The sequence below is a fragment of the Labrenzia sp. THAF82 genome (genome assembly GCF_009363435.1).
In the GTDB taxonomy this organism is placed as follows: Bacteria; Pseudomonadota; Alphaproteobacteria; order Rhizobiales; family Stappiaceae; genus Roseibium; species Roseibium porphyridii.
Map to the genome: position 1 here is coordinate 3,644,144 of NZ_CP045354.1, position 20,310 is coordinate 3,664,453.

At 52.8% G+C, this 20,310-nt stretch carries 19 protein-coding genes; 9 read left to right on the forward strand and 10 right to left on the reverse strand.

Translation table 11 applies throughout. From position 1 onward, the window contains the following. The first annotated feature begins 19 nt into the window (after positions 1–19). Together paaI and paaK are read left to right on the forward strand one after the other, a co-directional pair. Positions 20–445 (forward strand): hydroxyphenylacetyl-CoA thioesterase PaaI, encoded by a 426-nt coding sequence (gene paaI, locus FIV00_RS16830; RefSeq protein WP_152501827.1) that lies wholly within the window; start codon positions 20–22, stop codon positions 443–445. Positions 446–484: 39 nt separating this feature from the next. Beyond that, positions 485–1,795, forward strand: coding sequence for a phenylacetate--CoA ligase PaaK (gene paaK / locus FIV00_RS16835; protein ID WP_152501828.1), 1,311 nt, complete (start codon positions 485–487; stop codon positions 1,793–1,795). Positions 1,796–1,849: 54 nt separating this feature from the next. Here paaK and paaZ read toward each other — a convergent pair whose 3' ends face one another. From paaZ to FIV00_RS16875, 8 genes are all read right to left on the reverse strand, one after another. Beyond that, positions 1,850–3,898, reverse strand: coding sequence for a phenylacetic acid degradation bifunctional protein PaaZ (paaZ, locus tag FIV00_RS16840; RefSeq protein WP_152501829.1), 2,049 nt, complete (start codon positions 3,896–3,898; stop codon positions 1,850–1,852). A 66-nt stretch (positions 3,899–3,964) separates the two neighbouring features. Continuing rightward, positions 3,965–5,038, reverse strand: a complete 1,074-nt coding sequence (paaE, locus tag FIV00_RS16845; protein WP_152501830.1) for a 1,2-phenylacetyl-CoA epoxidase subunit PaaE — start codon at positions 5,036–5,038, stop codon at positions 3,965–3,967. Between the two features lie 64 nt (positions 5,039–5,102). Continuing rightward, positions 5,103–5,603, reverse strand: coding sequence for a 1,2-phenylacetyl-CoA epoxidase subunit PaaD (gene paaD / locus FIV00_RS16850; protein ID WP_152501831.1), 501 nt, complete (start codon positions 5,601–5,603; stop codon positions 5,103–5,105). 5 nt (positions 5,604–5,608) lie between these two features. Beyond that, on the reverse strand, positions 5,609–6,385 hold the full coding sequence (gene paaC / locus FIV00_RS16855; RefSeq protein ID WP_152501832.1) for a 1,2-phenylacetyl-CoA epoxidase subunit PaaC: 777 nt from the start codon (positions 6,383–6,385) through the stop codon (positions 5,609–5,611). After that, positions 6,385–6,669 carry a 1,2-phenylacetyl-CoA epoxidase subunit PaaB gene (gene paaB / locus FIV00_RS16860; protein ID WP_152501833.1) on the reverse strand — a complete coding sequence of 95 codons (285 nt, stop codon included), beginning with the start codon at positions 6,667–6,669 and terminating at the stop codon, positions 6,385–6,387. Before paaB ends, paaC begins: the two co-directional genes overlap by 1 nt. A 24-nt stretch (positions 6,670–6,693) precedes the next feature. After that, positions 6,694–7,176 (reverse strand): DUF3291 domain-containing protein, encoded by a 483-nt coding sequence (locus FIV00_RS16865; RefSeq protein ID WP_152501834.1) that lies wholly within the window; start codon positions 7,174–7,176, stop codon positions 6,694–6,696. A gap of 5 nt (positions 7,177–7,181) precedes the next feature. After that, positions 7,182–8,174 carry a 1,2-phenylacetyl-CoA epoxidase subunit PaaA gene (paaA, locus tag FIV00_RS16870; protein WP_152501835.1) on the reverse strand — a complete coding sequence of 331 codons (993 nt, stop codon included), beginning with the start codon at positions 8,172–8,174 and terminating at the stop codon, positions 7,182–7,184. 126 nt (positions 8,175–8,300) lie between these two features. After that, positions 8,301–9,161: a PaaX family transcriptional regulator C-terminal domain-containing protein gene (locus FIV00_RS16875; protein ID WP_152501836.1), complete on the reverse strand. Its 861-nt coding sequence runs from the start codon at positions 9,159–9,161 to the stop codon at positions 8,301–8,303. Between the two features lie 169 nt (positions 9,162–9,330). Here FIV00_RS16875 and FIV00_RS16880 point away from each other — a divergent pair, with 169 nt between their 5' ends. Next, positions 9,331–10,590: a zinc ABC transporter substrate-binding protein gene (locus FIV00_RS16880; RefSeq protein WP_152501837.1), complete on the forward strand. Its 1,260-nt coding sequence runs from the start codon at positions 9,331–9,333 to the stop codon at positions 10,588–10,590. A gap of 85 nt (positions 10,591–10,675) precedes the next feature. Here FIV00_RS16880 and FIV00_RS16885 read toward each other — a convergent pair whose 3' ends face one another. After that, entirely contained in the window at positions 10,676–12,673 is a 1,998-nt protein-coding gene (locus tag FIV00_RS16885) for a murein L,D-transpeptidase (RefSeq protein ID WP_152501838.1), read from the reverse strand. A 437-nt stretch (positions 12,674–13,110) separates the two neighbouring features. Between FIV00_RS16885 and FIV00_RS16890 the strand changes: the two genes are divergently transcribed. After that, positions 13,111–13,587, forward strand: a complete 477-nt coding sequence (locus FIV00_RS16890) for a hypothetical protein (protein WP_152501839.1) — start codon at positions 13,111–13,113, stop codon at positions 13,585–13,587. 57 nt (positions 13,588–13,644) lie between these two features. Here FIV00_RS16890 and FIV00_RS16895 read toward each other — a convergent pair whose 3' ends face one another. Beyond that, positions 13,645–14,175, reverse strand: a complete 531-nt coding sequence (locus tag FIV00_RS16895) for a single-stranded DNA-binding protein (protein ID WP_152501840.1) — start codon at positions 14,173–14,175, stop codon at positions 13,645–13,647. Positions 14,176–14,482: 307 nt separating this feature from the next. Here FIV00_RS16895 and FIV00_RS16900 point away from each other — a divergent pair, with 307 nt between their 5' ends. The 5 genes from FIV00_RS16900 (at position 14,483) to FIV00_RS16925 (ending at position 20,166) form a co-directional block, all read left to right on the forward strand. Further along, positions 14,483–14,752 carry a hypothetical protein gene (locus FIV00_RS16900; RefSeq protein WP_152501841.1) on the forward strand — a complete coding sequence of 90 codons (270 nt, stop codon included), beginning with the start codon at positions 14,483–14,485 and terminating at the stop codon, positions 14,750–14,752. Further along, positions 14,749–17,679, forward strand: coding sequence for an excinuclease ABC subunit UvrA (gene uvrA / locus FIV00_RS16905; RefSeq protein WP_152501842.1), 2,931 nt, complete (start codon positions 14,749–14,751; stop codon positions 17,677–17,679). Before FIV00_RS16900 ends, uvrA begins: the two co-directional genes overlap by 4 nt. A 246-nt stretch (positions 17,680–17,925) precedes the next feature. Then, positions 17,926–18,075 (forward strand): DUF1127 domain-containing protein, encoded by a 150-nt coding sequence (locus FIV00_RS16910; RefSeq protein ID WP_152501843.1) that lies wholly within the window; start codon positions 17,926–17,928, stop codon positions 18,073–18,075. 410 nt (positions 18,076–18,485) lie between these two features. Next, on the forward strand, positions 18,486–18,635 hold the full coding sequence (locus FIV00_RS16915; protein WP_152501844.1) for a DUF1127 domain-containing protein: 150 nt from the start codon (positions 18,486–18,488) through the stop codon (positions 18,633–18,635). Between the two features lie 856 nt (positions 18,636–19,491). Then, a complete protein-coding gene (locus FIV00_RS16925) occupies positions 19,492–20,166 on the forward strand; it encodes a hypothetical protein (protein WP_152501846.1) in 675 nt (224 codons plus the stop codon). Positions 20,167–20,310: the final 144 nt, after the last annotated feature.

Below are 20,310 nucleotides of genomic sequence, written 5' to 3' on the forward strand. Positions count from 1 at the left end.
CTAGCAGCCGGAGATGCGTATGTCCCCCGAAGAACTCGCACGAGCATGCGCCGATCGCATGTGGTCGCAAGATACGGCTTCTCAAAGTCTCGGTATGGACCTCGATAGTGTAGGTCCGGGAAAGTCCGAGCTGTCGATGTCAGTCTCTGAAACCATGACCAATGGGCACGGCATTTGCCACGGCGGCTACATCTTCACGCTTGCCGACAGCGCATTTGCCTTTGCCTGCAATACATACAATCAAGTGACGGTTGCTCAGCACTGTGACGTTACATTTCTGGCGCCAGCGCGCCTCGGCGACCGTTTGACCGCAAGCGCGGTCGAAAAATCCCGTTCCGGTCGATCAGGGCTTTACGACGTGACGGTTCGAAACCAGCACGATGATGTTATTGCGGAATTTCGAGGCAACTCACGAACGACCAAAGGCACCATTTTGCCAGACTAATGTGAGCGCAGATTGTTCAGCGTTCCAAGGGAGAGAAACATGGAAAACCTGGCCCCACGCCCTGGCGATCTTGAGCCTATCGAAACGGCATCAAGAGACGAGATATCCGCGCTGCAATTAAAACGGCTGCAATGGTCGCTCGCTCATGCGTATGAGAACGTGCCGCTGTTCAAACAACGGTTCGATGCAAAAGGTGTCCATCCATCTGATCTCAAACAGCTTGCGGATTTATCGAAGTTTCCCTTCACCACCAAATCTGACCTTAGAGACAATTATCCGTTTGGTCTCTTTGCAGTGCCCCGAGAAAAGATTTCGCGCATTCATGCCTCCTCAGGCACGACCGGCAAACCAACAGTCGTCGGATATACTGCCAATGACATTGAGATGTGGGCGCAGCTTGTCGCGCGTTCAATCAAAGCTTCCGGGGGGCGTCCTGGTGACATCATCCATATTGCCTACGGATACGGTCTTTTCACAGGTGGGCTCGGCGCGCATTACGGCGCGGAGAAAATGGGTTGCACGGTGGTGCCTGTTTCAGGGGGCATGACCGAACGCCAGGTGACCTTGATCCAGGATTTCAAGCCTCGGATTATCATGGTCACGCCCTCGTACCTTCTGTCGATCCTGGATGAATTTCGCCGCGAAGGCATTGACCCGAGAGAAAGCTCCCTTGCTGTTGGTATTTTTGGAGCCGAACCCTGGACCAACGCCATGCGACTGGAAATCCAAGACGCCTTCGACATGCATGCGGTCGATATCTACGGTTTGTCGGAGATCCTCGGGCCTGGCGTTGCCAATGAATGTGTAGAGACAAAGGACGGGCTGCACATCTGGGAGGACCACTTCTACCCAGAGATCATCGATCCCGTAACCGGGGACGTGCTGCCTGACGGTGAAATCGGTGAGTTGGTATTTACCACTCTGACCAAGGAGGGTTTGCCGATGGTGCGTTATCGGACGCGGGATCTAACCCGTCTACTTCCAGGGACCGCACGCTCGATGCGAAGGATGGAAAAGGTCACGGGCCGTTCCGATGACATGATCATCCTCAGAGGTGTCAACGTCTTTCCAACACAGATCGAAGAACAGTTGCTGAAATGCGAGGGTCTGTCGCCGCACTTTCAGATTGAACTGACGAAGCACAACAGGCTCGATGTCATGACGGTGCATGTTGAAGCCCTGCCCGGCGCTGCATCATCTGAGCAAAGAAGCGCTGCCGCCAAAGAGCTGGGCCACCATATCAAGAGCGTCATTGGTGTGTCCGCCCAAATCGATGTAGCGGAACCAGGCAAGATTGAACGGTCCGCCGGCAAAGCAAAACGGGTCGTCGACAATAGGCCGAAGGACTAAAAACAAACGATCGCCCGCCAGAATGACGAGCGATCCAAACCTTGCGTTTATTCGCTACGACGAAGGCGGCCACTCCTTGGCGACCAGGGTGAGGACATCGTATTGCGCAACAGGTTCGTCGTTCTGATTGGAGACGAGGCAATCCCAGCGAACTTCGCCATAGTCGGCTGATATACGCGGTGATATTTCCTTGGCCGTCAATTGGACCTTCAAGGCATCCCCGGCATTGACAGGCGTCAGGAAACGCAGGTTGTCGACGCCATAGTTCGCGAGAACGGGCCCTTCTTCCGGCTCAACAAACAACCCGGCTGCAAATGAGACAATCAGGTAACCATGCGCAACGCGGCCTTCAAAAAATGGATTGCGTTTAGCCGCTGCCTCGTTCATGTGGGCATAGAAGGTATCTCCGGTGAATTCCGCAAAGTGTTCGATATCTTCAAGAGATACCGTCCGCTCCCTGGTGACGAGTTGATCGCCGATTTTGAGTTCGGCAAGAGACTTCCTGAAAGGATGGCGGCTTTCGGCTCTGCCGTTTGACCCGGCAACCCATCGTCCAGTCACGGCGCCAAGAAGATTTGGAGCACCTTGAATGGCAGTTCTTTGCATAAAATGTTTGACGGATCTCAAGCCACCAAGTTCTTCCCCGCCGCCTGCCCGGCCCGGACCGCCATGCACGAGCATTGGCAACGGAGAGCCGTGACCGGTTGAGGTTTTTGCACTCTGCCGATTTCCAATCAGGACCCGACCGTGAAACGGTGCCATTCCGAGCACCATTTCTTCGGCAATCGCTGGGTCATTTGTAAACAACGAAGCGACAAGAGACCCCTTGCCTTTGTGGGTGAGCGCGACAGCGTCTTCAATCGTGTCATATGGCATGAGCGTTGCCACAGGTCCAAAGGCCTCAACGGCGTGGATGGCTTCTGAAGCCAAGGGTCTGTCGCAATAAAGTAGGACTGGAGCTTCGAAAGCTCCCTTTTCCGGAATACTGCACGAACCGCCGAAGACAGTTTCCGCCTCCATCCTCAATTCTTCGACGCGCGATTGGACCTCGTCTCTTTGACCGGCAGATGCGAGGGGCCCCATGGTGACGGTTTCATCTCTTGGGTCCCCAATTCTCAGTTTTTCAAAGCGAGCCTTCAAGGCGTCACTTACAGCTTCAGCAGCGTCACGAGGGACAATGACCCGACGTATCGCGGTGCATTTTTGCCCCGCTTTGACGGTCACCTCCCGAGCCACTTCCTTGACGAAAAGATCGAACTCGGGTTCTCCCGCCTTTGCATCCGATCCAAGCACCGCTGCATTAAGGCTGTCGGCTTCCATTGAAAACCGCGTCGAATTACGAACCATTGACGGATTTTGACGCAACATCTGACCAGTCGCCGCAGACCCGGTGAACGTCACAACATCTTGTCCCGTCACATGGTCCACAAGGTCGCCCGCAGAGCCACAGAGCAGCTGAAGAGCTCCTTCTGGAAGAATGTCGGCTGCCAGAATGTGCCTGACCATGAGTTCCGTGAGGTAGGCGGTTTGGCTGGCCGGTTTTACGAGACAAGGCACACCGGCAATCAGTGAAGGTGCAATCTTCTCCAACATACCCCAGCAAGGAAAGTTATAGGCATTGATATGGACTGCAATTCCCTTCAGCGGCGAAAGGATATGCTGACCTGAAAATGTGCTGTCACGCGAGAGCGGCTCAATTGCTCCCTCCGTAAAAACGCGCGTGTTCGGCATTTCCCGGCGCGCCTTTGAGGAATAGGCAAACAACGTTCCGATGCCGCCTTCAATATCAATCCAGCTGTCCTTGCGCGTTGCGCCAGTTGCAAAACTCTCCTGGTAGAAGATTTCTTTCTTCTCCATGAGTATCTGCGCCAGACTTTTGAGCATCAGGGCCCGCTCATGAAAGGTCATTTTGCCAAGAGCGGTACCGCCCTTGCTGCGCCCATAGTTGAGCGCTTCAGACAAATCGAGGCCGTCTGCGTTGATGCGAGCAACAGGCCGACTGGTCGCTGCATCAACAAGCAACTTGCCCTCGCCTTTTCCACTTCGCCAAGAACCGCTGAGAAAACTCTCGAGGTCGCGGACATTGTGAGAAACCACCGTCATGAAATCACTTCCAGTTCTTTGAAAGATTGGCCGCTACCCGGCCATTGCTCCCATGTTTTCCACGGATCAGGCGTCGTAAGTGAGCACCAATCGTTTTGACAAGGGCCTGGATTGGCAGGTCAAAATGTATCCGTCCCGGATTTCGTCGTCTTCAAGAGCGTGGTTTGCGGCCATTTCCACTTCGCCTTCCAGAAGCTTGCCACGGCACGTGGAGCAGACGCCTGCGCAACACGAATAAGGAGCGTCGATACTGTTTCTGTGAGCGGTCTCCAAAATGGTTTCTCCAGGCTCCATGTGAAGTACACGGGTCGTACCGTCGAGCGTCAGCTTGAGATCCGCCTCTTTTGCCTCGTTTCCGGTAAGTGCCGGTCTTTGTTTGGCAGGCAAACGCCCGGGTTGATCGGATTTGAAGAGTTCCTGCTTGATCCGGCCGTTTTCGACCCCGTGGTTTTTCAGGGCCTCACTTACGGTTTCCATCATTCCGTGAGGTCCGCACAGGAACGCCTGGTCGATATCTTGCGGATCAACCACGTTCTGAAACAAGTCTTCGAGCTTTTCCTTGTCAATGCGCCCTGAGAACAACTCCGTATCCTGACCGTCATTCTTGAGAATGTGAATGATTTGAAGTCTGCCGAGATAGAGGTTTTTCAAGTCTTCAAGGTCTTCTCGGAACATGATCGAGGAAACCTGACGATTGGCGTAGACGAGCGTGAATTGGGCTTCCGGCTCACGGGCCAGCACCGTTTTGATAATCGACAGTATCGGCGTTATTCCCGAACCGCCGGCAAAGCCGAAATAGAATTTCGCTTCATCAGGATCAATCTCGGAATGGAAACTGCCACGAGGGGGCATCGCCTCTATGGTATCGCCGGGTTTCAGATCTTCATTTGCCCAACACGAAAAAGCGCCGCCGTCGACGCGCTTTATGCCGACCTTCAGATCACCATCTTCCGTACCGGTGCATATTGAATAACAACGCCGCACTTCGTGACCGTCAAAGTCTCGTCGGAACGTCAGATATTGACCTTGAGAAAAGTGAAAAACCTCCTCATCCCCTGTTTGGGGTCTCAGGGTTACCACGACCGCGTCCCGTGTCTCGGGTGCGACTTCGGTTACCGTGAGGGCGTGAAACCTCGACATCTAGTTCCTCCCTGGAGTTGTGATGACAGCAGGCTGAGCTGACGTGCAACGACCGCCCATCGTTCTAGTGGCATTTGAAATAGTCGAATGGCTCCAGGCAGGACCGGCACCGATAGGCAGCTTTGCAAGGTGTAGAACCGAATTGGCTGATCTTTTCCGTTTTGTCAGAACCGCAGCGTGGACACGCAACAATCAAAGCTTCCTTGCCGGACAATCTTGAGATCCGTCCGGTATTCGCGGTGCCTTCAACTGGTGGCGCAATGCCATATTTTCGGAGTTTTTCACGACCTTCCGGACTGAGCCAAGCCGTCGTCCAGGCCGGACTGATACGCTGTTCCAGGCGCAGGTTCTCAATTCCGTTGGACCGCAGTTTGGTTTCGATATCGAGATTGATAACGGCTGTTGCGGGACAACCCGTATATGTCGGCGTTACGGTAACGACCAACATGCCCTCATCCCATCGTACGTCTCGAATTACGCCAAGATCGGTTAGCGACAGGACAGGGATTTCAGGGTCCGGAACTTCAGACAACCATCTCCAAACCGTTTGCGTGGGAACGTGCATGGGCTTTACCAGGTAGCGCCCGGATAGGCTCTTTGCAGAAACTGCATGTCAGCCAGAATGTGTCCGAGATGCTCTGAATGACGGCCGGTCAGACCTCCGGTGTGAGCAAAGTCCGTTTCTGGCTTTGACAATGTCGCTGCAGTGAAGACAGCATCAACGGTCGATACCCACTCGGGCCGGAGATCTTCAGGTGAAGGAGCGACTTTTGCCGCAGCCACTGCCTGATCGACGGCGTCACCTATGAACATTTCTCCCGAATAAGGCCATAGAGTTTCTACGGCCATTTGCATTCGCTGTCTGCTCTCTGCGGTGCCATCACCAAGCCTGATGACCAGATCCGCTGACCTGTCGAGGTGATAGTCCACTTCCTTACCGGCTTTCACCGCAATTTCAGCGACACGTTCATCAGCGGACTTTGCAAGAGCTTTCAACAATTGCGCCTGATAAGCGTCGATAAGAAACTGTCGCATCACGGTCTGACCGAAATCGCCATTTGGTTTTTCGGCCAACAACAGATTTCGGAAGTCCCAGGCATCTCGCAAATAGGCAAGTTCGTTCTCGCCGCGCCCTTTGCCTTCCACTTCTCCTGCCAATGACAGCCAAAGTCTCGCCTGCCCGATTAAATCGAGCGCGATATTCGCGAGCGCGATATCTTCTTCCAGAACGGGAGAATGGCCGCACCATTCCGACACTCTGTGACCAAGCACGAGAGCAGTGTCACCGCGCCGCAAAAGCCAGTCAAAGAATATATCGTTTGCGATATTATCGCCTGTATCGGTCATCACATTTTTCCGACGTCATCAGGAATGTCGTAAAAGCTTGGATGCCTGTAGATCTTGTCGACGGACGGTTCGAACAAGGCATCTTTGGATCCGGGATCTGACGCTGTGATTTGTGATGATGCGACAACCCAAATACTGACGCCTTCCTTGCGCCTTGTGTAAACATCGCGCGCATTTTTGATCGCCATTTCAGCATCGGGCGCATGGAGCGATCCGACATGGCGATGATTGAGGCCGTGCTGACCTCGAATGAACACTTCCCAGAGCGGCCATTCCTTTTTCATGTTTACGTCTCCCTGGAATATCGCTCAGGCCGCTGACGATGTGCACCTTGCAGTTCGCCACAGACTTGCATCTTCAATATGCTCCCAACCGAATGCGTGATCGGAAGCGCCATGCGTGTTGAGATGGTTCAGCCGGTCCCAGGCTTCTTCGAGCGAAGGGTGGTGCCCGGTTGGCACGAACCACATAACAAAGTGCATTTTTTCCATCACGCCGAACCATTCGGCGCGTCGTTCGTAAAACCGTTTGTGAACCGTCTTAAAGACAAAGTTTTCCAACGACTTGACGTCAGTCCAAACGGACAGGTTCGGAATAACCATCGGGTCATCTTCAGCGGACATAGCAACTGACGTGCCTGCATCGTCCTTGAGCCGCCAGACAAAGCCTTCACTGCGCTCGGCAGCGAAATTGATCCGGTTCAGGTTTCGCACGAAATCAGAAATTCGCGGATCGTTGATGTCATGTTTCAGCCGGGCAACATTCAATTCGGCAATGTGAAAATCAGTCATTAGGTTCACTCCGCGGCTGTTCTTGCAGCTTCATGCTTGTCGGCGTGAGCCATCAGCGCATCGCGTACCCATGCGCCGTCTTCCCATGCCTTTACCCGCGCTGCCATACGTTCCCGATTGCACGGCCCGTTGCCTTTGAGCACTTCAAAGAACTCACTCCAATCAGGTTCGGAAAAGTCATAGCCGCCCTTTTCCTCGTTCCACGTCAAATGCTCATCGGGAACCGTAAGGCCCAGATACTGCGCTTGCGGGACGGTCTGATCGACAAATTTTTGCCGAAGCTCATCATTGGTATTGATCTTGATTTTCCAGGCCATGGATTGAGCAGAGTGAACGGACTCTTTGTCCGAGGGGCCGAACATCATCAAGGAGGGATACCAAAATCTGTCGAGTGCATCCTGCGCCATGCGCCTTTGCGCCTCGTTCCCGCCGGCCATCTTCATCATGATGTCGTAGCCTTGGCGTTGATGGAAACTTTCCTCTTTGCAGATACGGATCATGGCACGCGAATAAGGTCCGAAGGAAGTGCGCTGAAGCGGGACCTGGTTCATGATTGCAGCACCGTCCACCAACCAACCGACAGCTCCGATATCGGCCCATGTCAACGTCGGATAATTAAAGATCGAGGAGTATTTCATCTTGCCGGCGTGGAGGAGTTCTATCAGCTCATCCCTGCTGACACCGAGGGTTTCGGCCGCGCAGTAGAGATAAAGACCGTGTCCGGCCTCGTCCTGTACCTTTGCAAGCAGGATGGCCTTGCGCTCCAGCGTCGGAGCGCGCGTAATCCAATTGCCTTCTGGAAGCTGACCAACAATCTCTGAATGCGCATGCTGACCGATTTGTCGTATCAGGGTCTTGCGGTACCCTTCCGGCATCCAGTCCGTTGGTTCGATCTTTTCACCGCGGTCGATACGTTCCTGAAACGCACGTTCTTCTGCCGACATTTCCGATAGATCAAGGACCTTGGTCGTATCGGTTTTCACCATTTGCGCATACATGACGCCTCCTCTCGTCATGTTGAAGATGCGTCAGGATAGCGCACAATGCATCACAGAAAAAGTTCATTCTGGAAAAAAATGTGATGCTTTTAGATCTGATCGCGGATTTCCGCCAAACTCCAGGTGTCAAATTCTTGCAGAGATCGTTTCCAGTCTCGATTTGATGGATGCTGGAACGGCGTCCAACAGGCCTGCCTGATTCATAAGGTGCTGCCCAATGAAGTTGTCAGCTGCCTGCGAAAGACCCGCATAAAGGATTGCGAAGAGCTTGTGAGCTTCGTTTCCCGGCCAGTCTTTGGGGAGCGCTTTAGGTGGCAGTCTGGGGTCGCGAAAGCGTATGGCACGATAGTCATGGACAAGAGCAAGGCGGCACAATAACGCTTCCTGATCGGACAGCGCCTTCTTCAATACTGTGTTCATTGGTTGATATCGCTTCGCGAATTCACTGTACTCAACGCTCAGTTCATCCAGCTTGAACGAAGATCTCAGCAGCGCTCGAAAAGACTTGCTTTTCGGATCCACCGCTGACGAGCGGAACGAGACGTCGTTAAGCGGGCGGTCACGTCGATCGGCCGCGATGAAAACGCTTCCCCCCAGACTGACAAACCCTCCTCTCAGAAGCTTCTCCTGTTCAGCCGGAACAGAGCAAATGGAGATAATCCAATCACAGTCTTTATCGCTCGGCCCGAAAAACAAGTCAGCTGCCAGATGATATTCGTTTCGTGCCTCTTCCGTGAGCGCATAAAAGCTGCGTCGGCCATCGCGTTCACCGGACAACTGACCTTTTGAAACGAGACGTGAAACGGCTGTGCGGACAAGAGATTCATTGACGCCAAAACCGCTGCACAAACTGATCAGGTCACCCATCCACAATACGCCACCACGAGGTTCTACGATGTCGCCATAAATCGTGACGATCAACTGAGCGGCTTTCGGTGGATAGGATTTCAGGAACCTCTCGGCTCGAAATGCGGAACTTTCCTGCATGAAACGTTTGATCCGTTTGTTTTTTTCGACCTTAACCGCCTGACGAATTCAATCCAAGTCTTCTCCAGTAGTCTTGCAAGACTCTCGGATCTAGATCACTTGCGAAGCCAATACACAAACGTTATAAAATTACGCGTTACATTGTTACATCAAATCGAGTACTCCCCGCATGATTGACAAATCCGATACCAAAGGTGCTACGGCTCGAGGCCGCAAGACATTCGTTGCGACCGCGCTTGCGAGCGTCGCTGCAAGTGCGTTGCTTAGTTCCACTGCGTTTGCTGAAAGCCCGAACGTCGTCACCACCATCAAGCCGATCCACTCTATCGCGGCCGCCGTTATGGATGGTGTTGGAACACCGCACATCTTGATCGATGGCGCGGCTTCACCTCATGGTTTTGCGCTGAAACCATCTCAGGCTTCTCTTCTGGAAGGCGCAGATGTCGTCTTTTGGGTTGGCCCGCAACTAACGCCGTCATTGGAAAAGCCCATTAGTTCGATGGCGAGTGACGCCGAAGTTCTGAGTTTCATGGATGTTAAAGATGTTAGTCACCTTGGCATTCGGGAAGGCAAAGACTTCGATTCACATGATCATGACCATGGGCATGGGCACGATCATGGAGCTGAAGAAGCTTCCCATGAAGAGCATGAAGAAGAACATCATGACGAACATGCTCATGATGACCATGATCACGATAAGCATGAAGAACACGCGCATGCTGAAGATGAGCACAAGCACGGCGACAGCCATGACGAACATGCCCATGACGATCATGACAAGGAGAAACATGGCGATCATGAGGAACATGCTCACGCGGAAGAAGAGCATGACCACGATGAAGGCCATGCGGACCATGACGACCATGATCACGACAAGCATGAAGAACATGCTGGGCATGACCACTCGGACCATGCTGGCGACCCGCATATCTGGTTAAATCCAGACAATGGAATCGCAATTGCTGGCGCGATGGCAGAAAAGCTTGCTGAGGTAGACCCGACAAACGCTGAAAAGTATCGTGAGAATGCGACTGCATTCCAGGCGAAAATCGAAGCACTTGAAGGCAAAATCGAAGAACAACTCCACCCGGTTGAAGGCAAGAAGTTCATCGTATTCCACGATGCCTATCATCATTTCGAACATCATTTTGACATCGAAGCGAGTGGTTCGATCACGATCTCACCTGAAGCGCTGTCCAGTGCTGATCGGGTCGCTGATATCCAGGGTCGAATACGCGATCTGGAGGTGACTTGCGTTTTCCAGGAGCCGCAATTCGATGCCAAGCTCGTTGATGTTGTTATGGAAGGCAGCAGTGCTCAAAAAGGCACGCTTGACCCTCTCGGCACCGGCCTTGAAAATGGACCGGACCTTTACCCGAACCTGCTGCAAAGCCTAGCGAATTCCTTGTCGGATTGCCTCAAAGGTTAATCCTGACACTCGCAGATCCTGTGTTAACTAAAAAGGCCGCCGGATTGTTATCCGGCGGCCTTTGTTTTTTGCATTGTGTCTGTGCTTAGGACGCGCGTGCTTTCGCCCTAACCGCTTCGGTCTTTTCAAGCGCCTTCAATAGGTGTCGATCGCGGTCATAAATATCGGTGTAATAGGCGATTGTACCGTCAAGTTCTGGCCAGGCAGTAAAGTAGGAAACGTAAACAGGGAGGTCTCCGGTCACTTTCTCCTGTTCGTTCTGTCCAGCCGAAATACGTGAGCTGACATAATCTTTCGATTTCCCCAGCACCGCCGCCGCCATGGCCTTTGGGTCATGGAGACGAATACAGCCGTGGCTGAACGCCCTCACGTCTTTGTTGAAAAGACTCTTTGAGGGAGTGTCGTGCATGTAGATATGGTGCCTGTTCGGGAAAAGTATCTTCACCTCTCCAAGCGCATTCGAACGACCTGGATATTGGCGGACATTGATCGTCTGTTGTTTTGAAGCGACGGCATACCAATTGACGGACGAAGACGATACTTTCCGCCCTCCAGCCGTTGTCACTTCGTATCCCGCACGATCCAGATAGCTCGGGTCCTTTGCCAGTTTGGGCAACATCTCGTTGACGATAATCGAATACGGCACACCCCAGTACGGGTTGTATTCCACGATTTCGATCTTGTCGTAGAAGAAATTGGTCTGGTTGGACTTTTTGCCAACCACGACACGCATCGACAGGGGATCTTCCCCTGGGGCGCTGTATGTTGCGGTAAATGCCGGCTGGTTGATGAAGACTTTCCGCTCGCCAAGTTCTTCCGGCATCCAGCGGCTGCGCTCCATTGCCAGTTCAACCTTGGCAATCTTTGCAGCATTGGTTTCTCCGACCATGGCCTTGATCGAGTTCTTGCCGACAATACCGTCTGGCGTCAGTTTGTTTTCCTTTTGAAAGGCTTTGACCAACTCGACCAGTTCAGGTGAATAGAGATCGTCACCTTCATACGCTTCCAGCGTTCCGGAGTGGGCAGTCCTCAACTCAACCGATCCATTCTTTTGGATAGCAGCAACGATGTTTTTCATCTCCGGACTGGACTTGCCTGCCTTCAGGAAAGTCCCGGGCGCTATCACGATCTGATCGGTTGCTTCGTCTTCAGCCTTCAAACGCTCAAGTTCAGCAGTCAACTCTTTGAAATGGGAATTCTGCGGCTGGTTTGATTGAAGGGTTTCAGCAATATTCGTTGCAGATTTCAGATTTTCAAGCGCAGCAACCAGATCAACATCATGGCGAGGCAGATCGTGGTATTGCGAAATCCGGTTGGGGTCGACGCGGCCACGCTTGGCATCCAGAACATAGGTCAGTGCGGCAGCGCTGAGCGCCATCTCGAACTGCATTGTCGCAGCATCTTGATTGGTCTCTTCCGCACCTGAGGATTCTGGAAGCGGTACAAAATAGTCTGCCGGATTGAGGGCGAAGTCACCGGCCTTTTCGAGTGCGTCACGGAGCTGCTTTGCCTTGGCTGTCGGTTGACCGTCCTCAGTCCAGGCAAAATCGGGATGTTCGCGATAAAATGCGACAAGAGCTTCCCCAACCTCTGGAAGTCCCATCAGGGTCATGTCTTTCAAAGCGGGGCGCGCTTCATCAAAGGCGGTAAGTACAACAGGAACAACAGCGGCCGGTTCTGCGTCCAGGGTTGCCGGGTCACCGGCTTCGACACTCTGGGCCGCAGGCTGAATTTCTGCGGTTTTCTTTTCAGACAATTCTCCGAGCGGCAGCTGCTTCCAATCATCGGGTCGATAATTCAAATAGCGCGGAGCGGAGACCCGCACCTTCGAAACCTTCCTTTTGAGCTCTTCCTGGCGAAGCCGTTCCTGCTCGCGTCGCTGATGCTCCGGATTGAAGAGGCGCTGAAAGAAATTCTGGGCGGATGCCGGTTCCACAGGTGCAATGGCAAAGCCTGTCGCAAGCACCGAAGCCATAAGGCCGGTTTTCAAGGATGTGCCGAAAAAGGTTCCTGCGCGGCTCTTGACGGCGGTCTTGCCTTTGGCACCAACCTGCTTGCAATTCGCTGATGTGTCTGTTCGCATTGTTCCAACCCGAAAACTAAAGTCAATTTGGTCCGGCAGCGCGCCCACGGTGACCGGATGTTCTCATTCCCTGCCAAGGAAAAAACGCCACCCGGTTCGTTCTGCCGGGAAATTGTGTCGCGTTTGGTGTATTCACCAGGCGAAAGCAGGGCTTTTATCGCCGCACTGCCTGGGCAAATCATTCCAATTCAATTCGTTGATACTATATCAAGCTTCTGAAGATGGTTAAGAGCGGGCGTCGTGCACAGATTTTGAATTCAATTCAGTGTGACGTTATTGCCTCGATTTCACCCACCAGAAGATGCAATTGAAAATGCATTCACTTTCTGAGTGCGTCATTCGCAGTATTCGGCCAGGGCGTGATGGCCATCACGATATGCACAACGCTGCGCTCCTATAAGAGCTCACGAAAACGTGAGCCAAAAGGAGAAGGCAAAATGCCGTTCCAGTTCAATGTCGGCGACCATTCCTCGCCAATCTGGAAATATACAAGTTTCGATTCTTCGAAATATTCGAAATGCAAATGGGCAAGGAACAAGTTGTTTCGGATGGTCAAGAACAATCCGTCCTGCAATGCCTATTTCCGCACCCTGCCCAAGGGGCGCAGCTTGTCAGCTATGATCAACGACAGTTCGATCTGGGTTAACTATGGCCCGACCATTTCTCCACTGCATGGAGAGATCCATGTACCAACCGGTGAAATCGCCATTGGCGACCGTGCATTCAACATGGGACGCTGGATGGTTTTGGCGACCATTATTCATGAGCTGGCACATCATAATGGTGCTCCGATCACAGGTGGAGACACCCGTGCGGAAGAAGCCGTCTATCATTGCGGCCTGGGTACTTCGGAGGAATATTATGACGGTGTCGACGACCCGAGCACACCGTATGATCCGCATGTCGGCGGATGACCAAATGACACACGAGGCCCCTGTTAAAACAGGGCCTCTCGTGCCTTTATCGTTTGATTAGAATGGAATCTCATCGTCCATCGGGCCGGCACCACCGCCACCGCTCGAAGGACCTCCGAAACCGCCGCCGCTCTGGCCACCGCCATAGCCTCCGCCACTACCGGAGCCTCCGCCGAAACCGCCGCCCTGGTCGTTTCCGTAGTCTGGCAATCCACCTGGTTGGCCACCGCCCTCACCGCGCCCATCGAGCATAGTAAGGTTGGAGTTGAAACCTTGCAGCACAACTTCGGTCGAATAGCGGTCCTGACCTGACTGATCCTGCCACTTGCGGGTCTGCAATTGACCTTCAAGATAGATCTTGGATCCTTTGCGCAGATATTGCTCAGCCACCTTGCACAGACCTTCGTTGAAGATGACAACCCGGTGCCATTCGGTTTTTTCCCGACGCTCACCGCTGTTGCGGTCTCTCCAGGATTCCGACGTCGCGATCCGCAGATTGGCAATCGGCCGACCGTCCTGAGTCCGACGGATTTCCGGGTCTGCCCCCAGATTTCCAACCAAAATTACCTTATTGACGCTGCCCGCCATTCTGCTCTCCTGTTTTTCATTCTGCGGTTTGACATCACAAGACAGTTCACTCCTCGGCAAACATGTCGATGTCCAACCGTGCCACCGGCTTCGCGGCTTGAACCAGAACCCTAACGGCCTGCCAACAGCTTCGCCCGCTTTTTCCCGCACAAGCGCTCATTTTCCACAGGCCAGCCCTGGCTAACGAGGCATAAGCGCAATCTTTCTTGCCAGCCTCAGCACCGTGGAGCGATCTCAAAGCAGACAACCAGAGCGCACGGAGCACTGCAGCCCAACGATTGCTCCAAAGGCTGTCAGGAAGATACATTTGCAGGCGCCTGCATTTAGACCCTATCAGAGCAAGCTTACTGACGTGGCATATCTCGTGTACTTGTTTTGTTCTTATCATTTCTGTAAAACCGATTCAATCGAACACCAAGGAAAGATGCCAGTCTTCCAGCAACATGAATTTGGACCACTGGAAGCGCCGGTGGAAACTGTTATATCCGGGCAGGAAAGACTTGCCACACCGATATCAAAGTTCCCTGCTCATGCCGATACGATTGCCTGTGCAGGCCTTCAGGAAACACAAGAATGACCAAGCCCAAGACACCCAAGTCGGACAACAGCTGGAAAAATGATCCGACCAAGGTGATCAGTGTCAGGGGTGCCCGTGAGCACAACCTCAAAGGCGTGGACCTGGACTTGCCTCGCGACCGGCTGATCGTCATGACCGGACTATCGGGATCGGGCAAGTCGTCGCTTGCGTTCGATACGATATATGCCGAAGGGCAGCGGCGCTACGTTGAAAGTCTCTCCGCTTACGCACGTCAGTTCCTGGAAATGATGCAGAAGCCTGACGTGGATCAAATTGACGGTCTTTCGCCTGCCATTTCAATCGAGCAAAAGACAACGAGCCGTAACCCGCGCTCAACCGTAGGCACGGTCACTGAAATTTACGACTACATGCGCCTGTTGTTCGCACGGGTTGGTGTTCCCTATTCGCCGGCGACCGGACTGCCCATCGAAAGTCAAACTGTGAGCCAGATGGTCGACAGGGTCATGGATCTTGACGAAGGCGCAAGGCTTTATCTGCTTGCACCGATGGTGCGCGGCAGAAAGGGCAAGTATCGTAAAGAGCTGGCCGAGCTGATGAAAAAGGGCTTCCAGCGCGTCAAGATTGACGGCACCTTCTACGAAATTGCGGATGCTCCGGCGCTCGACAAGAAATTCAAGCATGACATCGATGTTGTCGTGGACCGTATAGTCGTACGCGATGATATCGCGGGCAGACTTGCCGACTCTCTGGAGACCGCACTGAAACTCGCCGATGGCATCGCAATCGCGGAATTTGCCGATCAGGTTGAAGAAAACGGCGATCCGAAAAGACTGATTTTTTCTGAAAAATTTGCCTGCCCGGTATCCGGTTTCACTATTCCGGAGATAGAGCCGCGGCTCTTTTCCTTTAACAATCCGTTCGGCGCCTGCCCGACGTGTGACGGGCTTGGCACCACACTGGCGTTCGAGGAAGACCTGGTTGTCCCTGATCATTCCCTCTCGCTGCGAGAGGGCGCTGTCTTGCCCTGGGCAAAGACGGGATCGACATCGCCTTATTACACCCAGACGCTTGAGGCTCTTTGCGGACACTTCAAAGTTTCGATGGCAACTCCCTGGAAAGACCTCCCATCTGAGGTGCAGGACGCCATACTGCATGGGACAGGAAAAGACGCGATCGAATTTGTCTATGACGATGGTGTGAGAAGCTATCGGACTGAAAAGACGTTCGAAGGCGTAATCGGAAACATCGAACGACGTTGGCGCGAAACCGAGAGCACATGGGTACGCGAAGAGCTCAGCCGGTTTCAATCAGACCATGCATGCCCGGCATGCAGTGGTTTTCGCCTGAAACCAGAAGCATTGGCGGTCAAGATTGCCGGAAAACATATCGGTGAGATAACCGAGAATTCTATTCGACTTGCAAGTGACTGGTTTGAAGAGCTTCCTGCGCAACTGAATGAAAAACAAAGCGAAATCGCTGGTCGGATCTTGAAGGAAATCCGCGAGAGACTGAAATTTCTGAATGATGTCGGGTTGGAGTATCTGACACTTTCACGTGCTTCCGGGACCCTTTCCGGTGGCGAGAGCCAGCGTATCCGGCTGGCTTCGCAAATCGGCTCTGGGCTTACGGGTGTTCTTTATGTACTGGACGAACCCTCAATTGGCCTTCATCAGCGAGACAATGCAAGACTGCTGGAAACGCTGAAGCATCTGCGCGACCTCGGCAACACTGTCATCGTGGTTGAACACGATGAAGACGCTGTCCTTACGGCGGACTATGTTGTCGATGTCGGTCCAGGTGCTGGTGTTCATGGTGGTCAAGTGGTTGCGAAAGGCACCCCTGCCGAAGTCATGGCGAACCCGAAGTCCCTCACCGGTGAGTATTTGTCTGGCGCACGCATGATTTCCAGGGCGGATGGACGACGCAAGATAAACAAGAAGCGGCAACTTTCGGTCAAAGGCGCGCGCGGAAACAATCTGAAAGACGTCAATGTAGACGTGCCGCTCAGTACGTTCACCTGCGTCACGGGTGTCTCCGGCGGTGGAAAATCGACCTTCCTGATAGACACCTTATATAAGGCTGCGGCACGTCGACTGAATGGTGCTCGCGACAACCCTGCTCCGCATGACCGGATCGAAGGGCTTGAGGTGCTGGACAAGGTGATCGATATCGATCAGTCCCCAATCGGACGAACGCCTAGATCGAATCCGGCCACCTATACCGGCGCATTCACGCCCATACGGGAATGGTTTGCCGGCATGCCCGAAGCAAAAGCACGTGGCTATCAACCCGGGAGGTTTTCGTTCAACGTCAAGGGCGGTCGCTGTGAAGCCTGTCAGGGCGATGGCGTCATAAAGATTGAGATGCATTTCCTGCCAGATGTCTATGTCACCTGTGACGTTTGCCAAGGCAGACGTTACAACCGCGAGACGCTGGAAGTTGAATTCAAAGGCAAATCCATCGCCGATGTGCTTGATATGACCGTTGAAGAGGCGGCAGAGTTCTTTGCAGCGGTCCCTGCAGTTCGGGACAAGATGGAGACGCTCGCAAGGGTCGGGCTAGGCTATATCAAGGTTGGTCAGCAGGCAACAACGCTCTCGGGAGGCGAAGCGCAGCGGGTCAAGCTCGCGAAGGAACTCTCAAAACGCTCCACGGGCCGCACGCTGTATATTTTGGACGAGCCGACAACCGGTCTGCATTTCCATGATGTAGCCAAACTGCTGGACGTTTTGCATGAGCTGGTCGACCAGGGGAACACGGTTCTCGTAATCGAACACAATCTGGAAGTCATCAAGACGGCGGACTGGATCATAGATCTTGGTCCGGAAGGCGGAGACGGCGGTGGCACAATTGTGGCGACAGGGCGCCCCGAGGACGTGGCAGAAGCTGAACAAAGCTACACCGGTCAGTTTTTGCGCGAATTGTTGCAACGACGTCCGCAGCAAACTTCTGACGCAGCCGAATAACGCCTTAACAGCGGATTGGCGTGACACACTCTTGAAATATGTGCACTGCACCCTATCTATTAATTTGTTGATTTGCAGTGTGTTTTTTTAATCACACTGATTTCACTGAGCGAAATTTTTTGCATTGCATCAAACGCATGCCTGTCATGCAGAGATGGCACTTCTTTTATTTCACTCGGTGAATTATATCATGGATCAACAACGGAGCGAGCGGTTGAGGCCACTCGCCGAATAAGGAACAAGAAGATGTTTGATACTGTGCGACAGAAGTACAGCAACTGGGTGAGCTACCGCCGTGCGGTCGATGAGCTGTCTCGTCTTTCCAATCGCGAACTCACCGACCTCGGCATCAGCCGGAGCGATATTAAATTCGTCGCTCGCCGTCACTACGGCTAACACAGTTTAGAATCGCGTCCCGAGGCATCCTCCTCCCAGCCAACGGACGTGTGACACGCAGGGCATCCTCCTCCCAGCCCTGTCACGTCGAAACGACGCCCGCCAGCACCTCCTCCCGCTGGCGGGCGTTCGTTTGTCTAGCGGTCTGTTTCTTTCCCCTGTCTACATTCCCACATCCTGCTCCTTCGCAACTGCGAAAGAGCGCAGCCAAAGCTATGCGTCAAAAGGGTGTGCGCTTGGAATTCAAATGGTTTAAGAGCGAGTTGATCTGCAAAAAATGCATATCAGTCACGCGATTTTCCCTCTACCTCGCAGTGCACAATATCACTATCTTCAAAAACGTAAGAGATGAACGGGCCAGACGCCGATCCGCGGTGCCATGGCCACAGATATAGCGAAAGGCCTAAAAAATGATCGATAACGTTGTTCGCAAATACAACAACTGGAAACGCTTCCGTCAGACATATGACGAGCTGTCCAACCTGAGCAACCGGGAACTGAACGACCTGGGTATTGCTCGCGCAGACATCAGCCACTACGCACGTATGTCCGCGAAATAAGAATATGCAGTCTGGAGCTATCCTCCTCCCAAGTTCCTGACTGCAGACCTACGCCAAACGCGTAGGATCAAAAAAAACGCCTGCCGGATCCTCCTCCCATCGGCAGGCGTTTTTTTGTGTCCGGATTTCAGAGAGCGTTCTTTCGAAAAACGTCCCAGACGCCTTCTTGCTCAATTCTCAACGACCGGTCATGGGTCAACTGTTCCAAGAAGCTTGCAACTCCCGAAACTTGCTCAAATTTGCAGACGGCTGCCAAAGATCCGGTGCTTCGGCAACGCGTCGAGATCAATTTCATCGATGCATCTGATATTTATGGACCAACCGTCGAATGGGTCCAGACCAGCTGCTCTTTCCTCAAGCGTCAGCTGGCTGGGTCGCCGGAACGGCAAAACACCGCAAATTGGGCAGAAATAGTCAACAGCAGTTCTTGTTCCCCAACGATATTGGAACAGGTCCGCCAAGTCGCATTTCAGTTGAAGCGCATCGTTGGACACCCTGAACGTCAGTAGCCCTCGTTTGCTGCATATTGTACAATCGCATTGCCGTGCGTGATCGATTGTTAAATCGACCAGAAACGCGACCCGACCGCAGTGACAAGAACCGCTATACAACCTTTCCTCCTGTTCTCGTCAGACCCGACATTTGAGTCCTATGGCCTGAAAAAAGTGAAGAGCTCAAGCCTTTGCGATGGAGCTTGGGCCATCCAATCTCAAAGAACGGCTAGCCAGCCTCAGCGGACTTATTCACTTGCACGCCTGATGCATTCGGCACTAGTTTCAGCCATGCGGACAAGGCGGGCTTCGGCAGAAAGTCTATTACGGTCCATAGGTTTAGCTGGTCCCCATTGAAAGGTTCGATGCAGATGTTCAGTGTCTTTGGGAGCCGGAACGAACCACCAGAGACTTTTTCTTCCTACCCATCATTTAATCGGCCTTTTCCCGGCGACCCTGGCAAGTTGAGTATCGAGCAAGTCGAGGCCAACATAAAACATCTGTACCAAGTTCATGATGAGCGCTTAGAAATTGCAACCGCATTTTTGAATGACCATGGCATTGAAGTATCAAATCTCGGATGGCGCGACTTTTTCCAAAAACTGGATGATATAGGTGTCTTGATCGAGCAGGTTCTGGTGCCTGTTTCCGTCGCTCATGCTCCCAGGCATCTCAGTAAGGTGAGCAAATCAGATTGGGTTGCGTCCTTTGACGGGCGCAATATCATCTACTCGTTTCTGACAGACATCAGCATTCTATGTTTTCACCATCTCAATACTGCGTTTGACGGAAAACTGCGATGGGACACTTGGAGTGATCAATACCTTGATCCTGGAATTGCAGAAGCAATAGATCTCTCAGTTGCAAATAGAATAGTGGTTTGTGGACTGCATCTTAAATCAAGTGGTGTTGAAATGCCGGAAGACATTGAACTCCTGTTTTTTTGTACGGTACGTGCTGGCTGCATGGATCTGCCAGCTTTCGCACGCCCACTCTCAGAAGTGTTCGGCGAGAAAATAGACGAGTTCGAGGCAAGATAAGATTGTATATAGCCTCTCGCCAGTCGCAAATCGAAGATCCACCTGGCAGATATCCGCCAAATTCCAGCTTTGCACAGATCCAGGGGGTTGTTGGGAAACGATTGCAGTTGGCATTGAATGTAGATAATCACTAACTCAGTGTTC